Source organism: Paenibacillus sp. J31R30 (genome assembly GCF_059692115.1).
In genome coordinates, this window is sequence record NZ_JCAUAV010000003.1 from 345,820 (window position 1) to 362,975 (window position 17,156).

Consider the following 17,156-nt stretch of genomic DNA (forward strand, 5'->3'; position numbering starts at 1 on the left):
ATTTGGGAGGAGATGAGCACATGAGTGTTGGTGTTGTTAATGCCAAGTTGGAATCGTTCAAAGCTTATGTTCGTAAAATGAAGCAGTACGAAGAGGCAATCTCTCTGATTTATTGGGACATGCGGACGGGTGCTCCGAAAAAAGGAATCGAGACGCGTTCTGAGGTTGTCGGTGAACTCTCCACCGAGGTATTTCGGATGTCCACGTCAGATGAGATGGGCGGCTATGTCGATTTTTTCATGCAGCCAGCCGAGCTGGAGCAATTAGATCCTATTTCCCGTAAAATGGTGCAGGAATGCAAAAAGGAATACGATCGCAGCAAAAAAATTCCCGCTGAGAAATATCAAGCTTATGTCGTATTAACATCGCAAGCTGAATCTGCTTGGGAAGGCGCAAAGCATAATTCGGATTGGGCATCTTTTCAGCCATATTTGGAGAAAATCGTGGCGGCAACGCAGGAGTTTATTGAACTGTGGGGCTATGAAGGGCATAAATATAACACCTTGCTGGATATGTATGAGCCAGGGATGACAGTTGATAAGCTGGATGAGGTATTCGGTACCTTGCGTGAAAAAGCAGTTCCACTGCTTGGGCGGATCGCGGCTTCAGCGAATCAGCCGAATCGTACATTTTTAGACCAACAATTTGATATTGGCAAGCAGAAGCAATTCTCGCTTTCCATTTTGAAACAAATGCAATACGACTTTGAAGCAGGCCGCTTGGATGAAACCGTGCATCCTTTTGCTACGGCACTGAACCCAGGAGATGTGCGTATTACGACGCGTTATTTGCCGAATGACATTACCTCGGCTTTGTTCGGAACCATTCATGAGGGTGGGCATGCGCTGTATGAGCAAAACATTTCCACTGATCTTGTTGGAACCAATCTATGCTCAGGTACTTCCATGGGGATTCACGAGTCACAGTCCCGCTTCTGGGAAAATGTCATTGGCCGCAGCAAACAATTCTGGGACCGTTACTACAGCGAGCTTCAGTCGACATTCAGCGGGCAAATTGATGATGTCAGTGTAGATGATTTCTACCGTGCCATTAACCATATTGAGCCGTCGTTGATCCGTATTGAAGCGGATGAGCTTACGTACAACTTACATATCATGATTCGCTACGAGCTCGAAAAAGGCTTATTCAGCGGCACAATTGCTGTAGCGGATTTACCTGCGGCGTGGAATGCCAAATACGAGGAGTATTTGGGTGTTACGCCACCGAATGACGGCGAAGGCGTCCTGCAGGATGTGCACTGGTCCGGCGGCGCATTCGGTTATTTCCCATCATACGCGCTTGGGAACATGTACGCGGCGCAATTCACGAACACGTTGCGCAAAGAGCTGCCTAACTTTGACAGCCTAATTGCCGAAGGCAACTTAGCACCGATCAAAGAGTGGCTGACGGAGAAGGTGTACCAGCACGGTAAATTACTGACACCGAACGAAATCATTCAGCAAGTCACTGGCGAGCCGTTAAATCCGGAATATCTCGTGGCTTATCTGGAAGAGAAGTATTCGGAAGTGTATGGGATTTAGTCGGTATTTGTGAGTGAAACAGCTTTCTACGACGAATTGTTTCGTCGTGGGGGCTGTTTTTTCGTTTTGCAACTTATCTGTCAGCTCCTAAACTGCCATTCTCGCGACGAAATTACTTGACTCGCAACAAATTAGCTACCCTTCTGCGTGAAATGTATAAGTCTCACACCCAATTCGCTATCTACCTCATCACCCTCAACCACCCAGCCAAGCACCAATAAACTATCCCACACTCAACCGTGCCAGCCAATCACCAACAAACTATTCCCACTCAATTGTCCAGCCAAGCACCAACAAACTATCCTACCCTCAACCGACTAGCCTAACGCCAACAAACTATTCCCCCTCAATCGTCCAGCTCTGCTTCAACAGTTCCCCCCAACCTCCGCGTCAAAGTTGCAAATAGGCATCTTTTAACAGCACATTTCGTCCATTTAAGTAAAATTGATGCAAAAAGGCACTCTTTTTCGTGATTTCATTCCATTTTGAGCGAATTATTGAAAAATAGTTGCACTTTCGCACTTATTTTTCATTTGCTACTTCATTGCATCAAAAGGTTGCACATTTGCATTTTGCACATAGTAAGCCGACAATTCGCACTGCAATCACCTCGAAAGCCGAGCTACTAAACCAACCTTTAGTTGTGATCGAACACAAACACAGGAGCTTCTTCGTCATTAATCCCAAATTTTATCAGCTTCAATAGCTTTTCTGGAAGAACCGTTAACCGACGTCTGGGCTCTTGCATACGATACATTACAATTTGAATCGGAGGGACGTCCTATGAACAATCGAAAAAGATGGGGATTCACACTGTCCGTTGTTCTGCTCTTAAGCTTAATCGCTTCTGCGTGCGGAACGAAAACGGAAGAAACAACAAAGGTGCGCATTGGTGAGGTGACGCGTTCCTTGTTCTATGCGCCGCAATATGTGGCGTTATCGCAGGGGTTTTTCAAGGATGAGGGGCTCGACGTGGAGCTGACAACAACGCCAGGCGGCGACAAAACGATGACCGCGCTGCTCTCGAATGCCATTGATGTCGCACTAGTAGGATCGGAAACATCCATCTACGTTTCTCAGCAAGGCTCGGATGATCCCGTGATCAACTTTGCGCAGCTAACGCAAACAGATGGAACTTTCCTAGTTGCTCGTACCAAGGTGGATAAGTTGGATTGGAATGCCCTCAAAGGGAAAGTCTTCCTCGGGCAGCGTAAAGGCGGCATGCCGCAAATGGCAGGCGAGTTCACGCTGAAGAAGCACAACATCGACCCGCAGAAGGATTTGCAGCTGATCCAAAACATTGATTTTGCCAACATTGTTTCGGCGTATGCTTCAGGAACAGGGGAATATGTGCAGCTTTTCGAGCCGCAAGCGTCGATCATTGAGAAAGAGGGCAAAGGGTATGTGCTTGCATCTTTCGGTGTAGAGAGCGGACATCTGCCGTATACCGTGTTTATGTCGAAGCAAAGCTTCATCAAAGCGAACCCAGGCACAGTTCAGAAGTTTACGAATGCGATTCAACGAGCACAGCTGTGGGTTGCCGCGAAAAGCGTAGATGAGATAACGGAAGCGGTCTTGCCTTATTTTAAAGATATCGATGTCGCAATTGTGAAAAATGTCGTGAAACGGTATAAGGATCAAGGCTCCTTCGCCACGGATGGCATTGTGGATGAACAAGAATGGAATAATCTGCTCGATGTCATGACATCAGCTGGTGAACTGAAAGAGAAAGTCGCTTGGAGCAAGTTAGTGAATAATTCATTTGCGGAAAAAGCCAAATCAACTGTGAAGAAATAAGAACAGCCAATAGGAGTCATTGTAGATGTTGACAAGAGGAGGCTAGGCGCCATGGACACAGCTGTGCAGGTTGAAGATGTCACACAGGTTTACGTAACAGAGGAGCGAGCCACGCTCGCCCTTCAAGGAATTTCGTTCGACATTGCGAAAGGCGAATTCGTCAGTCTGATTGGTCCTAGCGGTTGTGGCAAAACAACGCTCTTATCGATCATCGCGGGACTCCTCCCACCTACGTCTGGGCAGATCATAGTGGCAGGCAATCACGTGCAGGGGCCATCGGCTAAAGTAGGTTACATGCTGCAGCAGGACTACTTATTTCCTTGGCGAACGATTGAAGCTAATGCTTGTATGGGCTTGGAAATCGCCGGCACGCTGACGAAAGAGAAGAAGCAGGGGGCGCTTCACTTATTGGAAGAGATGGGTCTGCTGGCCTTCAAAGATTACTACCCCGCACAGCTGTCAGGCGGGATGCGGCAGCGAGTGGCACTCGTCCGAACCTTGGCGACAGAACCGGAGCTTCTGCTGTTAGATGAACCCTTCTCGGCACTGGACTACCAAACGAAGCTGCAACTCGAAGATTTGGTTGTAGAGACGCTGCGCGCAAAGAAGAAAACAGCGATTTTGGTCACGCACGATATTTCAGAAGCGATAGCGATGAGTGACCGCATTATCGTGCTGGCACCGAATCCAGGGCGAATTCGCAGGTCTTTCCTGATGCCAGAGGCGATACGGGCAGCCGTACCTTTTGAAGCGAGAGAATTGACTGAATTTCATATACTTTTTCGGCAAATTTGGCAGGAGTTCGGAGGTGTGCAGCATGGGTAATGAGAGTGAGCAGCGCCGCCTAATTGACCAGCCGAATGAAGAGTTAAAGCAGGAAGTACATCAACGTTTTATAAAAGCAATGAAAAGAGAAACAAAGTGGGTCCGACTTCTTCAGCTCGCCATCTTGCTCCTATTTTTATCCCTATGGGAACTCGCGTCACGTTTGAAATGGATCGATGTGCTGCTTTTTAGTTATCCAACCAAGGTATTCCATCTACTGTGGGAGAAGCTGCTTGACGGGACACTTCTTCCTCATGTAGCTGTGACAGTAGAAGAGACGATCATTGGATTTTTCCTGGGGACGATTTTTGGAACGGCATTAGCGGTGGTCATTTGGTGGTCGCCATTTCTGTCGCGGGTGCTGGATCCTTACATTGTGGTGTTGAATAGTATGCCGAAGGTAGCGCTGGGACCTTTATTTATCGTAGGCTTTGGGCCTGGCTTGCTTTCGATTATCGCAACAACACTTTCGATTACAGTCATTATTACGACACTTGTCGTCTATGGGAGCTTCAAGGAAGTGGATCATAACTACGTCAAGGTCGTGAAGCTTTTTGGCGGCAATCAGCGAAAAGTTTTTCTCAAAGCGATACTGCCTGCTTCTTTTCCAACCATCGTTTCTACGCTAAAAGTAAATGTAGGTTTGGCTTGGATCGGCGTCATCGTCGGCGAATTTCTAGTGTCCCAGAAGGGGCTGGGATACTTAATTATATATGGCTTTCAAGTTTTCAACTTCACCTTGGTCATATCTACCCTTTTCGTTATAGCCTTAGTCGCCACGGTGATGTACCAGCTTGTAGCCAACCTAGAGAAGAAACTAACGAAGCATCGGTAGAAGTAGAAGATAAAGGCTTGCCACCACTCCATGGAAAATGAAATAATGAGCCCATAGAAAAACCTGTAAAGAGGTGAAAACACTATGGGCTTTCGTGTGCTCAAAACAGCCGTGGCCGTCATAATCGCGATGTATTTGGCGTATATATTAGGGGTTCATACGCCTGGCGCAGCGGGGCTTCTTGCAATTCTGGGCATAGAAGTGACGAAGAAGAAAGGTATCCAAAGTGCCCTTCACCGCATCGCGGCTTCGATTCTGGCACTACTCATCGGTTCGGCCTTATTTAATCTGCTCGGTTTTCATATTTGGGTCGTGAGTTTGTTTATTCTTATCGTGTTTCCAGTTCTAGTTCGACTGCGGATTACCGAGGGGGCTGTCACAGGTGCCGTCGTGATGCTGCATCTTTTTGCCTATGAATCAGCAGACTGGGCATCTGTGCTCAATGAGTTAATTTTGTTGGTTATTGGATTAGGTTCCGCAACAATGATCAATATTGCTTATATGCCGAAGGCAGAGAGCGCCTTAACCGCGCATAAGCAAACAATTGAAGGCTTATTTTCCGACATTTTTGTCAACATTGCGAAGCATCTTCGGGATAATACCGTGGTATGGGATGGCAAGGAGCTGCTGGAAGTCAGCGAGGTTATTGAACGCGGAGCGAGTTTGGCGAAACGTTCGATGGATAATACATTACTTTTTGGCGGGGATTCCTATTGGCGTGTGTATTTCTACATGAGAGGCGAGCAGCTGGAATCGATTCACCGAATGATTGATCTTGTCGCGCAGGTGTACCAAACCTTACCGCAAGGAGAATGGGTCGCTGCGATCTTCGAAGATATTAGCCAAACTGTGAAGGAAGACTATTATACAGGGGAAGCAGAGAAAGAATTACAAGAGCTGAACGCCCGTTACAAGGAAATGCCTTTGCCGGGAAGTCGAGAAGAATTCGAAGTCAGATCAGCGATTTTACAGCTAAACAGGGAATTAATGCACTACTTATCTATTGCCAAAAAGCAAAAAAAACACCGTCCGGAAGCGGGTTGACTCTGACAGATATAAGTATTTTTGAATCTCAAAAATAATATAAAATAATTGTCACTCTAGACTACTGTCCTGCATACACTTGTAATGAATGATTGTATGGAGGAGGTTGAAAGGATGTCATTAGATAAAGATTTGCAATGCAGAGAGATCATTACAAAGGCTGTCTGCGGTAAAGGTCGCAAATTTTCTCATGTAAGTCATACCGTGACTCCGCCTTATTCTCCAACCAGTATTTTGGGCGCTTGGATTATTAATAACCAATTCGAGGCTGTCCATTCATCTGGAGAGGGCGTAGAGGTAGTTGGTACTTACGATATCAACATCTGGTATTCTTACGATCGTAACACCAAAACAGACGTAGCAAAAGAAACCGTATCGTATGTAGAAATCGTAGGACTAAGCTACTTGGACAAAAAACATAAGTCGACGACAGCCGAAGTATCAGCTGTCGCAACGCAAGAGCCGAACTGTGTGGAGGCCAGCATCTCTTCAAGCGGCGACAGCGTAGTCATTCGGGTGGAACGCGAGTTTCAAGTTGAGCTCATTGCCGAAACGAAAGTCTGTGTAGTCGTTTGCACCAACGGCTGCAATGACTTCGACGACAAGCACATGGATTTCGATGACAGTGGCGATGGTGATTTTGAGGATCTGGACGCCGATCTGCTCGAGGATGAACTGGATTAGGGGATCTTATACGCCATTATATGCGGGCTAAAGAGGTTCGGCAGAGGGCATTTGCCCTCTTTTTTGTTGTATTCGCACATTTGGGCATTTGCGTAGGTATGGCACCAGAAGAAGTACATATGAGGGGGTGTTAGCTTGGAAACCTTCTTGCTGCACGCACAGGAGAAAGATGCACTTGAGCTCGCAGAACGCATCCGCATTCCGAGTGGGAGTAGGCTTCCCGAGAATTGGCAGGGTCGGATGATTATTCATTGGGGAGCGGCGCATGATGAATACCCGCACCAACCTGCTCTGCAGCCCATTAAAGCGATCATGCGCGCACAGAATCGACGTAAGCGGGATGACCTGCTGCAGCTTCACGGGATGAAAACGATGGCCTCACAGGCCGCCACAGCACGTGGGAAAAGGGACCCAGAACCTTTTACCCATAAATATAAAGTCGCTGTCTTTCATCTTCAAACACTTCTTATTTATGAGAAAAAGGAGACGCTCCTGCTTTCGGAGAAGTCCTTACAGCATCAAAGACAATTGGGTACGAATGCTGCCTACATAGAAGTTGTTCCAGCTCAGATCAACTTTCACGCGCGCAGAGCGAGCCGTGAGTCAGTCAAAGCGATCTACGCCCTTGGCTTAGACTATGGCCTCGTCACCATAGGGATCACGCCAAGCGGGCACACGCTTGTGCTGGATGTCGATCCCGTTCCGAAGCTGAACGGGAGACTAGTACAGCTCTTCGCACAGGCGATTGATCAGTATGATCAATCACTCGCGAAAGAGCTGGATCGGAAAGAACGCGCAATGCTCGGCTGCGATCCTGAGTTCCTGCTCGTGAACCCGCAGGGCAAGGTCGTCTTCGCCGACCGCTTCCTAACCCGAGATGGCGCCGTAGGCTGCGACGCCATCGTGTTAAGCGGGCATCGCGTGATTCTGCCGCTGGCTGAGCTGCGCCCGCAGCCCAACGTGGATCCGCTGCAGCTCATGAAGAACGTGCGTGCAACCATGGGGCTTGCCGCCCGGAAAATCAACGATGAAAGCCTCGCCTGGCTTTCGGGCGGGATGCCCGTGCGGGGTTACCCGCTAGGCGGTCATCTTCATTTTAGCCGCTGCTGGATGAATGGGCATCTGCTGCGCGCACTGGATAATTACCTTGCGTTGCCGCTAATTCTGATTGAAGACGAATCGACACGTGGTCGTCGTCCGCGATATGGGTATCTTGGCGACTTCCGCAAGAAGTCTCATGGGGGCTTTGAGTACCGTACGCTGCCGAGTTGGTTAGCCTCTCCGGTCTTAACCCGAGGCGTCTTCGCACTGGCTTCTCTGATTGTTAATAATTACTGGCGCTTGCCGCGGAAGCCTCTGCAAGAACCAGATATCCAAGCTGCGTATTACAGGGGCGATAAGCGGAGGCTGCAAGATGAGGTAGGGAAGCTTTGGAAGGAATTAGAGCAGCTCAAGGGTTATGAGGTCTATGCAGGCTTGCTGGAAGGTCTTCGTTTACAGATCACCTCTATGGCTTCGTGGGATGAAATGGCGGACATTCGGTTCGCTTGGAAAATTGCACCCGGGGTGCGTAAAGAAGCTTTTGAGGAAGGAATCATGTTATAATAGATTATCTATCGGATCATAGGTTCATAGAAGTCTTAGCAGAATTCAAGGCGGTTGTCTAAGAAGATAAAAGCATAGGCTGTACACGAATTTCGTAGTTCATCTAGTTGTTCTGCTTTCTGGAGGTTACTCACCTGCAGGGAGCAGAATGACTTCAACTATTCTGTGTATGGATGAAAATAAGAATGATAGTTTCAGAGAGTTCTTTTGACCACATTTGAAAGTATAAGTTTTCGGTTCCCGAAAACGTCTTGCTAATTGGCGATAAAAACAACATTTAAAACGCGGTCGTACATCCTCGATGGACTTCGATAGAAGTTTTTCTCAATATGGAATAGGTTGGAGGAACACAAGTTGGCTACATATACGCCGATGATTCAGCAGTACTTAGCCGTGAAGGCGCAGGTCCCAGATGCTTTTTTATTTTTTCGTTTAGGTGATTTTTATGAAATGTTTTTTGAAGATGCGATTAATGCGTCACGTGAATTAGAGATTACGTTAACAGGCCGTGAAGGTGGCGGCGAAGAGAAAATCCCGATGTGCGGCGTCCCTCATCATGCGGCTGATAATTATATGTCCCGTTTAATTGAGAAAGGCTACAAAGTCGCTATATGTGAACAGGTGGAAGATCCCGCTGAGGCCAAAGGCGTTGTACGCCGTGAGATTGTCCGGATCGTCACACCAGGTACCGTGATGGATAGCAAACTCCTTGGAGAATCCGTCAATAACTACATCGTATCTTTGGTAAACCAAGAAGATGGCTATGCGTTTACAGCCTGCGATATCTCAACAGGGGAACTATATACAACGCAATTACCCCCTTCTTGGGAGCTCGTGGTAGACGAGTTGAATGTGTATAACCCTTCGGAAATTGTAACCAATCAAGCTATGTTGACTACGATTCGTGAGTCTGGTGCGGCGTGGGGCCGAAATATGGTGCTAACGGAGTGGACGCATGCGGATGAGGCTCTACTTGATGAGCATTTTGCAGAAGATGCCGCGTTGTCGGCTTTATCCAGCATCACTCGTCAAGGCGTAGCCTTGCTGCTTGCTTATCTGAAAGAAACGCAAAAAAGAGCGCTCACGCACGTGAAGCACATTCGTATCTATGAGCCAGATCAATTCATGACGATGGATCCGTTCACTCGCAGGAATTTAGAGCTCGTCGAAACGGTTCGTGAACGTGCCAAAAAAGGATCGTTATTGTGGCTTTTGGACAAAACGGTTACCGCCATGGGCGCCCGTATGCTGCGACGTTGGATCGAGAAGCCACTGATGAACGTGGCTCGTATCGATGAAAGATTAGAGGCTGTCAATCTTCTCTACAATCAATTGATTGTGCGTGAAGATGTGAAGCAAGCGCTGAAGGAAGTTTATGATTTGGAGCGGTTGGTCGCTCGAATCTCATATGGCAATGCAAATGCGCGCGATATGATCGCGTTGAAGCATTCTCTGCAGCAAGTTCCGATGCTCCAGCAGCTTTGTGCCACATCGGGTTCCGAGACGCTGCGGAAGCTCGTTGACAACATGGACGTCTGTGATGACGTCATGTCTTGGATTGCTAATGCGATTGAGGACGAGCCTCCCGTATCGATTCGTGACGGGGGAATGATCCGAGAAGGCTATCAGCCTTATTTAGATCAGCTTCGTGAAGCTAGCAAGAACGGGAAGCAATGGATTGCCGAGCTGGAGCGTCAAGAACGTGAAGCAACGGGCATTAAGTCACTCAAAATCGGCTACAACAAAGTGTTCGGTTACTTTATCGAGGTAACGAAGGCCAACATGTCTGCGCTGCAGGAAGGGCGCTACGAGCGTAAACAGACGCTCGCGAATGCTGAGCGTTATGTGACGCCAGAGCTCAAAGAGAAAGAAGCGCTTATTCTGGAAGCGCAGGATAAAATGATCGATCTGGAGTATGAGCTGTTCACGGAGCTTCGCGACCGGATTTCGAAGCATATCTCCAGATTGCAGAAGCTGGCGGAGGTCATTGCCACCGCCGATGTATATCAATCGCTAGCTACTGTCAGCGCGGCGCATCACTTCCGCAAGCCGGAGATCGGCGAAGGCTTCGATCTTGAAATCATAGACGGCCGACACCCAGTGGTGGAGGCTGTCATCCAAGACGGCTCGTTCATCGCGAACGGGACGAGCCTGCTCCAAGAGCAGGGCCGCATCCTGCTCATTACCGGGCCGAATATGGCCGGTAAGAGTACGTATATGCGGCAAGTGGCCGTGATCTGCCTCATGGCGCAGATCGGCTGCTTCGTGCCTGCGAGCTCCGCGCGCATCCCGGTCACGGACCGGATCTTCACGCGGATCGGCGCTGCCGATGATCTCATCGGCGGGCAGAGTACGTTCATGGTCGAAATGATGGACATCCAGGTCATGACGGAGAAGGCGACAAGTCGAAGCCTTGTCATCATTGATGAGCTGGGCCGCGGCACCTCGACAGGCGAAGGCATGGCGATCGCACAGGCCGTCATTGAATTCCTGCACGATCGGATTGGCTGCAAGACACTTGTGTCGACGCATTTCCATGAGCTCGCACATCTAGAAGAGAGCCTAGTGCATCTGCGCAATCACTGCATGGCCGTGAAAGAAAGCGGCAGGCAGGTTACCTTCCTGCGCAAGCTCATCCCTGGGGCAGCAAGCACGAGTTACGGCATCTACTGTGCCGAAATCGCCGGGCTGCCCGACGCGATCATTCAGCGCTCCTATGCGCTGCTGAATGGCTTTGAAGAGCGTGCGGCGTCGGCGGTACCCGCACCGCAAGCCCACAAGACCACGACGGAATCCGTGGTCGCAGAGACTGCGGCTGCTATGGAATCAGTGGCAGCAGCGCCGATTCGACAACTGTCCCTCTTCGAGGAGGACAGTCCAGCCGAAGTAGCCGTCAAGAAGAAGCATGACGGCAAATCTCAACTGGTGCTCGACCAGTTGAAGGGCATTGATCTCATCAATATGACGCCATTGCAGGCGCTCAATTTAGTGTATGAATGGAAGCAAAAACTACAGTAATCCAAGTGATGCCAGCATCCTTAATGTCTCGCAAGCAGCAACTTCTTACTAACGAATAGATCTCAATTGAACGGAGATATGCCCATGAAAGGCTCACCACTTAGCAAGAAAACGTTGAAAGCTACTTTAGCGCTAGCATCCGCACTAGCTGTTGTTATGCCTGTAAATGCTATGGCACAAGAGGATACACAAACGATATTAGTGAGAAAAACACTTGCCCAAACCCATGTGAGCGGCGTTACCGAGGAATCGCTTGCAAACCAAAGTATCGAGCAGATGATTAAAGGGTTGAAGGATCCTTATACGGTTCTTTTCACGGAGCAGGATTACGGGCAATTTTCGAATACGCTTGAAAATAGCTTTGAAGGCATTGGCTGTGTGATTGGGCTCGATGACAAGGGTGTGTATGTGTCGAAAACAATCCCAGGTTCGCCAGCAGAAGCTGCTGGGCTGCAGCCTGATGATTATATAAGAGCGGTGGATGGCGTTCCTGCCTCTACCACGTCAATAGACGCGGTTCGGAATAAAATTATTGGTGTCGCAGGGACCAAAGTAAAGGTTACGGTACTGCGCGGGGATAAAGAAATAACGTTCGAACTTACTCGCCAAGCTGTTAATTCGCCAGAAGTGTACAGCAAAAGCTTTACAAATGGCGTTGGTTATGTGCAAATTACGGACTTTTCAGATGAAGCGGATGAAGAATTTGACAAACAACTAAGTGCGCTTCAAGCCAAAGGGCTAAAGTCGTTAATCCTAGATGTTCGTGACAATCCCGGGGGTTATCTAGAAACGGCGCGTAACATTGCTAAGCATTTTGTCAAAGATGGCATCCTCATTCATACACAGGACCGTGATGGTGTGGATGATCCCGTGGTTATTCAAGAGGGGAACCCGCTTGGTATTCCTGTTTATATTTTAGCGAATGAGAATAGTGCAAGTGCTTCAGAGGTGCTCTCGGGTGCCTTGCAAGACTATGGCGTTGCCAAAGTGATCGGCATGCAAACCTATGGAAAAGGAAGTGTTCAGCAGATCTTCCAGCTTCCAGATCTCAGTGTATTGAAGGTCACAGTTGAAGAATACTTAACACCAAAAATGCGAAAAGTGAACAAAGTTGGCATTACACCAGACTTACAGGTTGATGGCGTATCGGCACAGCTCATTACAGCACTTCACGAAACAGGTATTTCAGATATCAATGTGAGCTTCACGAAACACGGTGTCACGTTTAATGGCGTTGATGTTGGCAACAGCTTTGGCAGCTTCCAGGAAAATGGCAAGTTCTTTGCTTCAGCACGAGGACTAGCCGCTCTGATCGGGGCCAAGATTACTTGGAATAATGCAAATCGGACCGTTGACATCACAGATGGCAAGGGAACGCATGCGTTTCCGATTGAAACGGATAAGCTGATTATTGAAAACGGCACGAGTTACGTAAATGTCGATCTATTTGATGATTATTTTCCACAGCTGAAGGTTAATCAGCAAGGGGAGAATGTTTCTATACAGGCTGTAAAGGAGAATTAAGTCGATGGGTAAAATTCAGCTCTTAAGCGAGCATATTGCGAACCAAATTGCAGCAGGTGAAGTGGTAGAGCGGCCTTCATCGGTCGTGAAAGAGCTGGTTGAAAACTCGGTTGACGCGGGGAGTACCCGTGTTGATGTCACGATTGAAGAGGGTGGCTTGGCCTTAATTCGAGTGTCCGATAATGGCTCGGGTATGGCGCTGGAGGACTGTGAATTAGCTTTTCAGCGACATGCTACGAGTAAAATAGCAACGAGCAAGGATCTGTTTTCGATCCGCACGCTGGGCTTCCGAGGCGAGGCCTTGCCGAGTATCGCGTCTGTTTCTAGACTCGAGTGTGTAACTAGTGCGAGTAATGACGGGCTGGGGCGGAAAATCACCATCGAGGGCGGCACGATTCGCGCTGTGGAAGAAACAGCCGCATCGCGGGGTACCGAAGTGACGGTGCGGGATTTATTTTACAATACACCAGCTAGGCTGAAATATATGAAAACGATCCAGACGGAGCTTGGGCACATTTCGGATTATTTGTATCGACTTTCGCTCGCTCATCCTGGCATTGCTTTCACCTTAAAACATAACGGGAATGTGCTGCTCCAAACGTTAGGGAACGGGGATCTGCTTCAAGTCATTGCCGGCATCTACGGCACCGCGATTGCCAAGCAAATGCTTCCAATCCAAGTGGAAAGCTTGGATTATTCGATCTCGGGCTTCGTCGCCAAGCCCGAAATGACTCGCGCGAATCGCGGCGGCATCTCGACCATTGTGAATGGTCGGTATGTGCGCAACTTCGCGCTGAATCAAGCGCTGCTGCAGGGGTATCATACCCTGCTGCCGATCAACCGCTTCCCGGTGGCGGCGCTGCACATCGGGATGGACCCTGCACTTGTGGATGTCAACGTGCATCCATCCAAGCTTGAAGTCCGCTTCAGTAAGGAAGCGGAGCTAACGGCGTTGATCGAAGCTGAGGTGAAGCGGCTATTCGGGAGACAAGTTCTGATTCCTACGGGTGTCAAGGCGGCGGCGGTGCCAAAAGGCGCTTACGTGCAAGAGCAATTGGAGCTCACACGTACCGTGGAGCCTCCCAAAGAAAAGCGCAGCCCATCGTCCATGGAGTTGGATGCGGAGTTTTTTAAGGATCATCAGGATTCAGAGGATACGAATAAGAGTTTGAATACCAATGTGTTGAAAGAGCTAAGTCCTGTGCAGCAACCTGACAACCAGTGGATGACGCCGCAAGTGAAGGAAAGCACGCCAGCCTATCGTCAGGAGTTAACTTCTGCCACTGCCTCACCTATTCAACAGCAGGCGCCATCTATGCCATTTTCTAGCAGCAGTTCGTCCAAGGACTTTAGCTATGCTTCAAAAAGGACGCCAACATCCAATCAGGGCTACACACCAGCAGCTGATGCTTCTTATAGAAACACTTCGATTGGGCAGCAACGTCGAACGAATGAGGCTTTCATGGACTTGATGCCTTCGGCTGAGGATAATGATGCGCCTAAGCTTCCAACATTTCCGAAATTGGATCCGATTGGGCAAATGCATGGCACCTATTTGATCGCACAGAATGAAACTGGTTTGTACCTCATTGATCAACATGCGGCACATGAACGCATTAATTATGAATATTTTTATGAGCGTTTTGGCAATCCTGCTGAGGCGAGCCAAGAATTACTTGTCCCGATTACGTTGGAATTTACGCCTTCGGAAGCTAGTGTTATTTCGGATAAACTTGCTTTATTTGAACAAGCAGGTGTGTATATGGAAGCCTTTGGCGGGAATACATTCCTTGTTCGTGCACATCCGCATTGGTTTCCAGCAGGGGAAGAGAAGTCCATCGTCGAAGAAATGTGCGAGCTTATCATCACGGATCGCAAAGCGCTCGATATTGCCAAGCTGCGAGAGAAGGCGGCGATCATGTGCTCTTGTAAAGCGTCAATTAAGGCGAATCAGGGGCTGAGCATCCTGGAGATGGAGACGTTAATTGACCGACTCGCAGGCTGTAGAAATCCGTATACATGTCCACATGGCCGACCGATCGTGGTCAGCTTTACGACCTATGAGTTAGAAAAAATGTTTAAGCGAGTGATGTAACCCTGTGTTAGTGACAACTTCGTATAGTCCGTCCACCGAATTAGTGGCGGAGGCCGCACGCTTATCAGCTTTATACGGTGGCCGAATTGTACCCCGTAAGAAGTATTCTTTGGAACTTCTTAGGAGAAATTATAAGGATAATTCTGTTCTGCTTGTGACAAGAGAAGAGATCAGGTACTATGAAGAGGATCAACCTGCAGCTTTTTTCCATCCAAGCATGTCTCTCGTTCGTGTCAAACGGATGCAGCGAGGGGAGTCTGATTTACTCATTGAGGCATCTGGGGCAACATACGGAGACATTGTCGTAGATTGCACAGCAGGTCTAGCCTCGGATGCAATTGTCTTCTCCTATGCCGTAGGCTCTGAAGGACATGTCACAGCTTTGGAGAGTGCAGAGATCCCTGCGATGCTGATCCAAGAAGGTTTAGTGCAGTATGAGTCAGAAATACCGGAGCTAAACGCAGCGATGAGACGCATTGAGGTTAGGCGAACACATCACCTTTCCTATTTACAGCAGTTAGACTCGCAGAGTGTAGATGTGGTGTATTTTGATCCCATGTTTCGCAGTCCGATTGAGGAGTCGCATGCGATTTCACCTCTTCGGCATCGTGCGAACGATGAAGCTGTCAGTTTGGCTTCCATCGCAGAAGCAAGACGCGTTGCGCGCAAAAGTATTGTGCTCAAGGAAAGCAGAGACAGCGCTGAGTTTGCCCGGCTCGGGTTCGAGCATGTATTACGATCAACAACGAAAACAACGTATGGAGTGATTCGATTGTGTTAGCCCCATCAGCCAAGCCGAAATTACTCGTGCTACTTGGTCCCACCGCAGTTGGCAAGACCAAGCTCAGCTTGGAAATTGCGCAGCGTTTCAATTGCGAAATTATTTCCGGTGATTCTATGCAGGTTTACCGTGGCATGGACATTGGTACCGCTAAAGCGAGCGAGGCGGAGCAACGGTTAATCCCGCATCATTTGATTGACATTCATGAGCCATCGTATCCGTTTTCTGCAGCAGAGTTTCAAGAGCGTGTAAAGGCGTTAATTCACGACATTCATTCGCGTGGCAAGCTCCCTTTTATCGTAGGCGGTACAGGGCTGTATATTGAATCTGTCTGTTACGATTATCAATTTACGGATGTCAGCATGGATGAAGCGTTCCGGCAGGCGCAAGAAGAATTTGCAAATACGCATGGGGAAGAAGCCTTGCATGGCAAACTGCGTGAGATTGATCCTGCGAGCGCTGACCGATTGCATGCGAACGACCGTAGACGTGTGATTCGTGCGCTCGAGATTTTCCATATATCTGGAGAAACGATGACTGCACACTTAGCCTCCCAGAAAAAAGAATCTCCCTACGAACTATGTATTATTGGGCTCACGATGGATAGAGCGCTGCTTTATCAGCGGATTGAAGAGCGCATCGATGCAATGATTCAGGAGGGTTTGGTGGAAGAGGTACAGGCGCTTCTGGATGCAGGCACACCGAAATCAGCGATTTCAATGCAAGCCCTTGGTTACAAAGAGATTGTCAGTTATTTGGAGCATGAGCTTAGCTTCGAGGCGGCGGTGACTCTACTTAAGCGGGATACACGCCGATTTGCGAAGCGTCAATTGTCCTGGTTTCGGCATATGAAGGACATTGATTGGGTTGATGTTACAGATACAGCAAATTTTTCTGCCCATTTCGAAATGATTAGTGATATACTAGCAGGAAAGTTTGTACATAAAATAGAATATAATTAACAAATATCACCATTAGAAAATAGCGCCGTCTGGCGAAAGTTTCATTCCATTAAGGGGGACATACTGATGAACCGAACCATTAATATCCAGGACAATTTTCTAAATCAGCTGCGAAAAGAAAGCATTCCCGTAACCGTTTATTTAACTAATGGGTTTCAAATTAGAGGACTTATTCGTGCATTTGACAACTTCACTATTATCATTGACAGTGAAGGCCGTCAGCAAATGGTGTACAAGCATGCCATTTCTACTTTCACACCACAGCGTGCTGTTTCACTAATGGCGGCTGCTGAAGGCACGGAATAATCCGTATATCGTGTCATTTTGCAACTTTTTAATGGACTGAAACGTCTAACCGAATAGAAACTTTTGGGAGCAACCTTGAATAAAGGTTGTTCTTTTGTTGGTTTCTTTTTCTACCTAGAGACACGAAACGTAAGGGAGT

The 17,156-nt window shown here is 48.3% G+C and carries 13 protein-coding genes; all 13 read left to right on the plus strand.

The annotated features are described in order from the left end of the window. The first annotated feature begins 20 nt into the window (after positions 1-20). The gene (locus AC58QO_RS13235; RefSeq protein WP_497266092.1) at positions 21-1,541 is read left to right on the plus strand and encodes a carboxypeptidase M32; all 1,521 of its coding nucleotides are present in this window, start codon (positions 21-23) and stop codon (positions 1,539-1,541) included. Between the two features lie 783 nt (positions 1,542-2,324). Further along, complete coding sequence (locus tag AC58QO_RS13240; RefSeq protein WP_497266093.1) at positions 2,325-3,338, plus strand: ABC transporter substrate-binding protein; 1,014 nt, start codon at positions 2,325-2,327, stop codon at positions 3,336-3,338. Between the two features lie 51 nt (positions 3,339-3,389). Beyond that, positions 3,390-4,163 carry an ABC transporter ATP-binding protein gene (locus AC58QO_RS13245; RefSeq protein ID WP_497266095.1) on the plus strand — a complete coding sequence of 258 codons (774 nt, stop codon included), beginning with the start codon at positions 3,390-3,392 and terminating at the stop codon, positions 4,161-4,163. After that, positions 4,156-4,998, plus strand: coding sequence for an ABC transporter permease (locus AC58QO_RS13250; RefSeq protein WP_497266097.1), 843 nt, complete (start codon positions 4,156-4,158; stop codon positions 4,996-4,998). Before AC58QO_RS13245 ends, AC58QO_RS13250 begins: the two co-directional genes overlap by 8 nt. A gap of 84 nt (positions 4,999-5,082) precedes the next feature. Further along, a complete protein-coding gene (locus tag AC58QO_RS13255) occupies positions 5,083-6,042 on the plus strand; it encodes an aromatic acid exporter family protein (RefSeq protein WP_497266099.1) in 960 nt (319 codons plus the stop codon). 114 nt (positions 6,043-6,156) lie between these two features. After that, entirely contained in the window at positions 6,157-6,726 is a 570-nt protein-coding gene (locus tag AC58QO_RS13260) for an outer spore coat protein CotE (RefSeq protein WP_497266101.1), read from the plus strand. Between the two features lie 135 nt (positions 6,727-6,861). Next, positions 6,862-8,331: a putative amidoligase domain-containing protein gene (locus tag AC58QO_RS13265; protein WP_497266103.1), complete on the plus strand. Its 1,470-nt coding sequence runs from the start codon at positions 6,862-6,864 to the stop codon at positions 8,329-8,331. Positions 8,332-8,685: 354 nt separating this feature from the next. Beyond that, positions 8,686-11,349, plus strand: coding sequence for a DNA mismatch repair protein MutS (mutS, locus tag AC58QO_RS13270; RefSeq protein WP_497266105.1), 2,664 nt, complete (start codon positions 8,686-8,688; stop codon positions 11,347-11,349). Positions 11,350-11,433: 84 nt separating this feature from the next. After that, complete coding sequence (locus AC58QO_RS13275; RefSeq protein ID WP_497266107.1) at positions 11,434-12,873, plus strand: S41 family peptidase; 1,440 nt, start codon at positions 11,434-11,436, stop codon at positions 12,871-12,873. Between the two features lie 4 nt (positions 12,874-12,877). Next, on the plus strand, positions 12,878-14,968 hold the full coding sequence (gene mutL, locus AC58QO_RS13280; RefSeq protein ID WP_497266109.1) for a DNA mismatch repair endonuclease MutL: 2,091 nt from the start codon (positions 12,878-12,880) through the stop codon (positions 14,966-14,968). A gap of 4 nt (positions 14,969-14,972) precedes the next feature. Beyond that, on the plus strand, positions 14,973-15,749 hold the full coding sequence (locus AC58QO_RS13285; protein WP_497266111.1) for a class I SAM-dependent methyltransferase: 777 nt from the start codon (positions 14,973-14,975) through the stop codon (positions 15,747-15,749). Then, positions 15,740-16,711 carry a tRNA (adenosine(37)-N6)-dimethylallyltransferase MiaA gene (gene miaA, locus AC58QO_RS13290; RefSeq protein WP_497267478.1) on the plus strand — a complete coding sequence of 324 codons (972 nt, stop codon included), beginning with the start codon at positions 15,740-15,742 and terminating at the stop codon, positions 16,709-16,711. The genes AC58QO_RS13285 and miaA overlap by 10 nt, the downstream gene beginning before the upstream one ends. A gap of 66 nt (positions 16,712-16,777) precedes the next feature. Continuing rightward, positions 16,778-17,017 carry an RNA chaperone Hfq gene (hfq, locus tag AC58QO_RS13295; RefSeq protein ID WP_497266113.1) on the plus strand — a complete coding sequence of 80 codons (240 nt, stop codon included), beginning with the start codon at positions 16,778-16,780 and terminating at the stop codon, positions 17,015-17,017. The last annotated feature ends 139 nt before the right edge of the window (positions 17,018-17,156 follow it).

What these genes read in the sequence shown, in the direction of transcription:
- AC58QO_RS13235 (WP_497266092.1), top strand. Translation starts at nt 21, where the DNA reads ATGAGTGTTGGTGTTGTTAATGCCAAGTTGGAATCGTTCAAAGCTTAT.
- AC58QO_RS13240 (WP_497266093.1), top strand. Translation starts at nt 2,325, where the DNA reads ATGAACAATCGAAAAAGATGGGGATTCACACTGTCCGTTGTTCTGCTC.
- AC58QO_RS13245 (WP_497266095.1), top strand. Translation starts at nt 3,390, where the DNA reads ATGGACACAGCTGTGCAGGTTGAAGATGTCACACAGGTTTACGTAACA.
- AC58QO_RS13250 (WP_497266097.1), top strand. Translation starts at nt 4,156, where the DNA reads ATGGGTAATGAGAGTGAGCAGCGCCGCCTAATTGACCAGCCGAATGAA.
- AC58QO_RS13255 (WP_497266099.1), top strand. Translation starts at nt 5,083, where the DNA reads ATGGGCTTTCGTGTGCTCAAAACAGCCGTGGCCGTCATAATCGCGATG.
- AC58QO_RS13260 (WP_497266101.1), top strand. Translation starts at nt 6,157, where the DNA reads ATGTCATTAGATAAAGATTTGCAATGCAGAGAGATCATTACAAAGGCT.
- AC58QO_RS13275 (WP_497266107.1), top strand. Translation starts at nt 11,434, where the DNA reads ATGAAAGGCTCACCACTTAGCAAGAAAACGTTGAAAGCTACTTTAGCG.
- mutL (WP_497266109.1), top strand. Translation starts at nt 12,878, where the DNA reads ATGGGTAAAATTCAGCTCTTAAGCGAGCATATTGCGAACCAAATTGCA.
- hfq (WP_497266113.1), top strand. Translation starts at nt 16,778, where the DNA reads ATGAACCGAACCATTAATATCCAGGACAATTTTCTAAATCAGCTGCGA.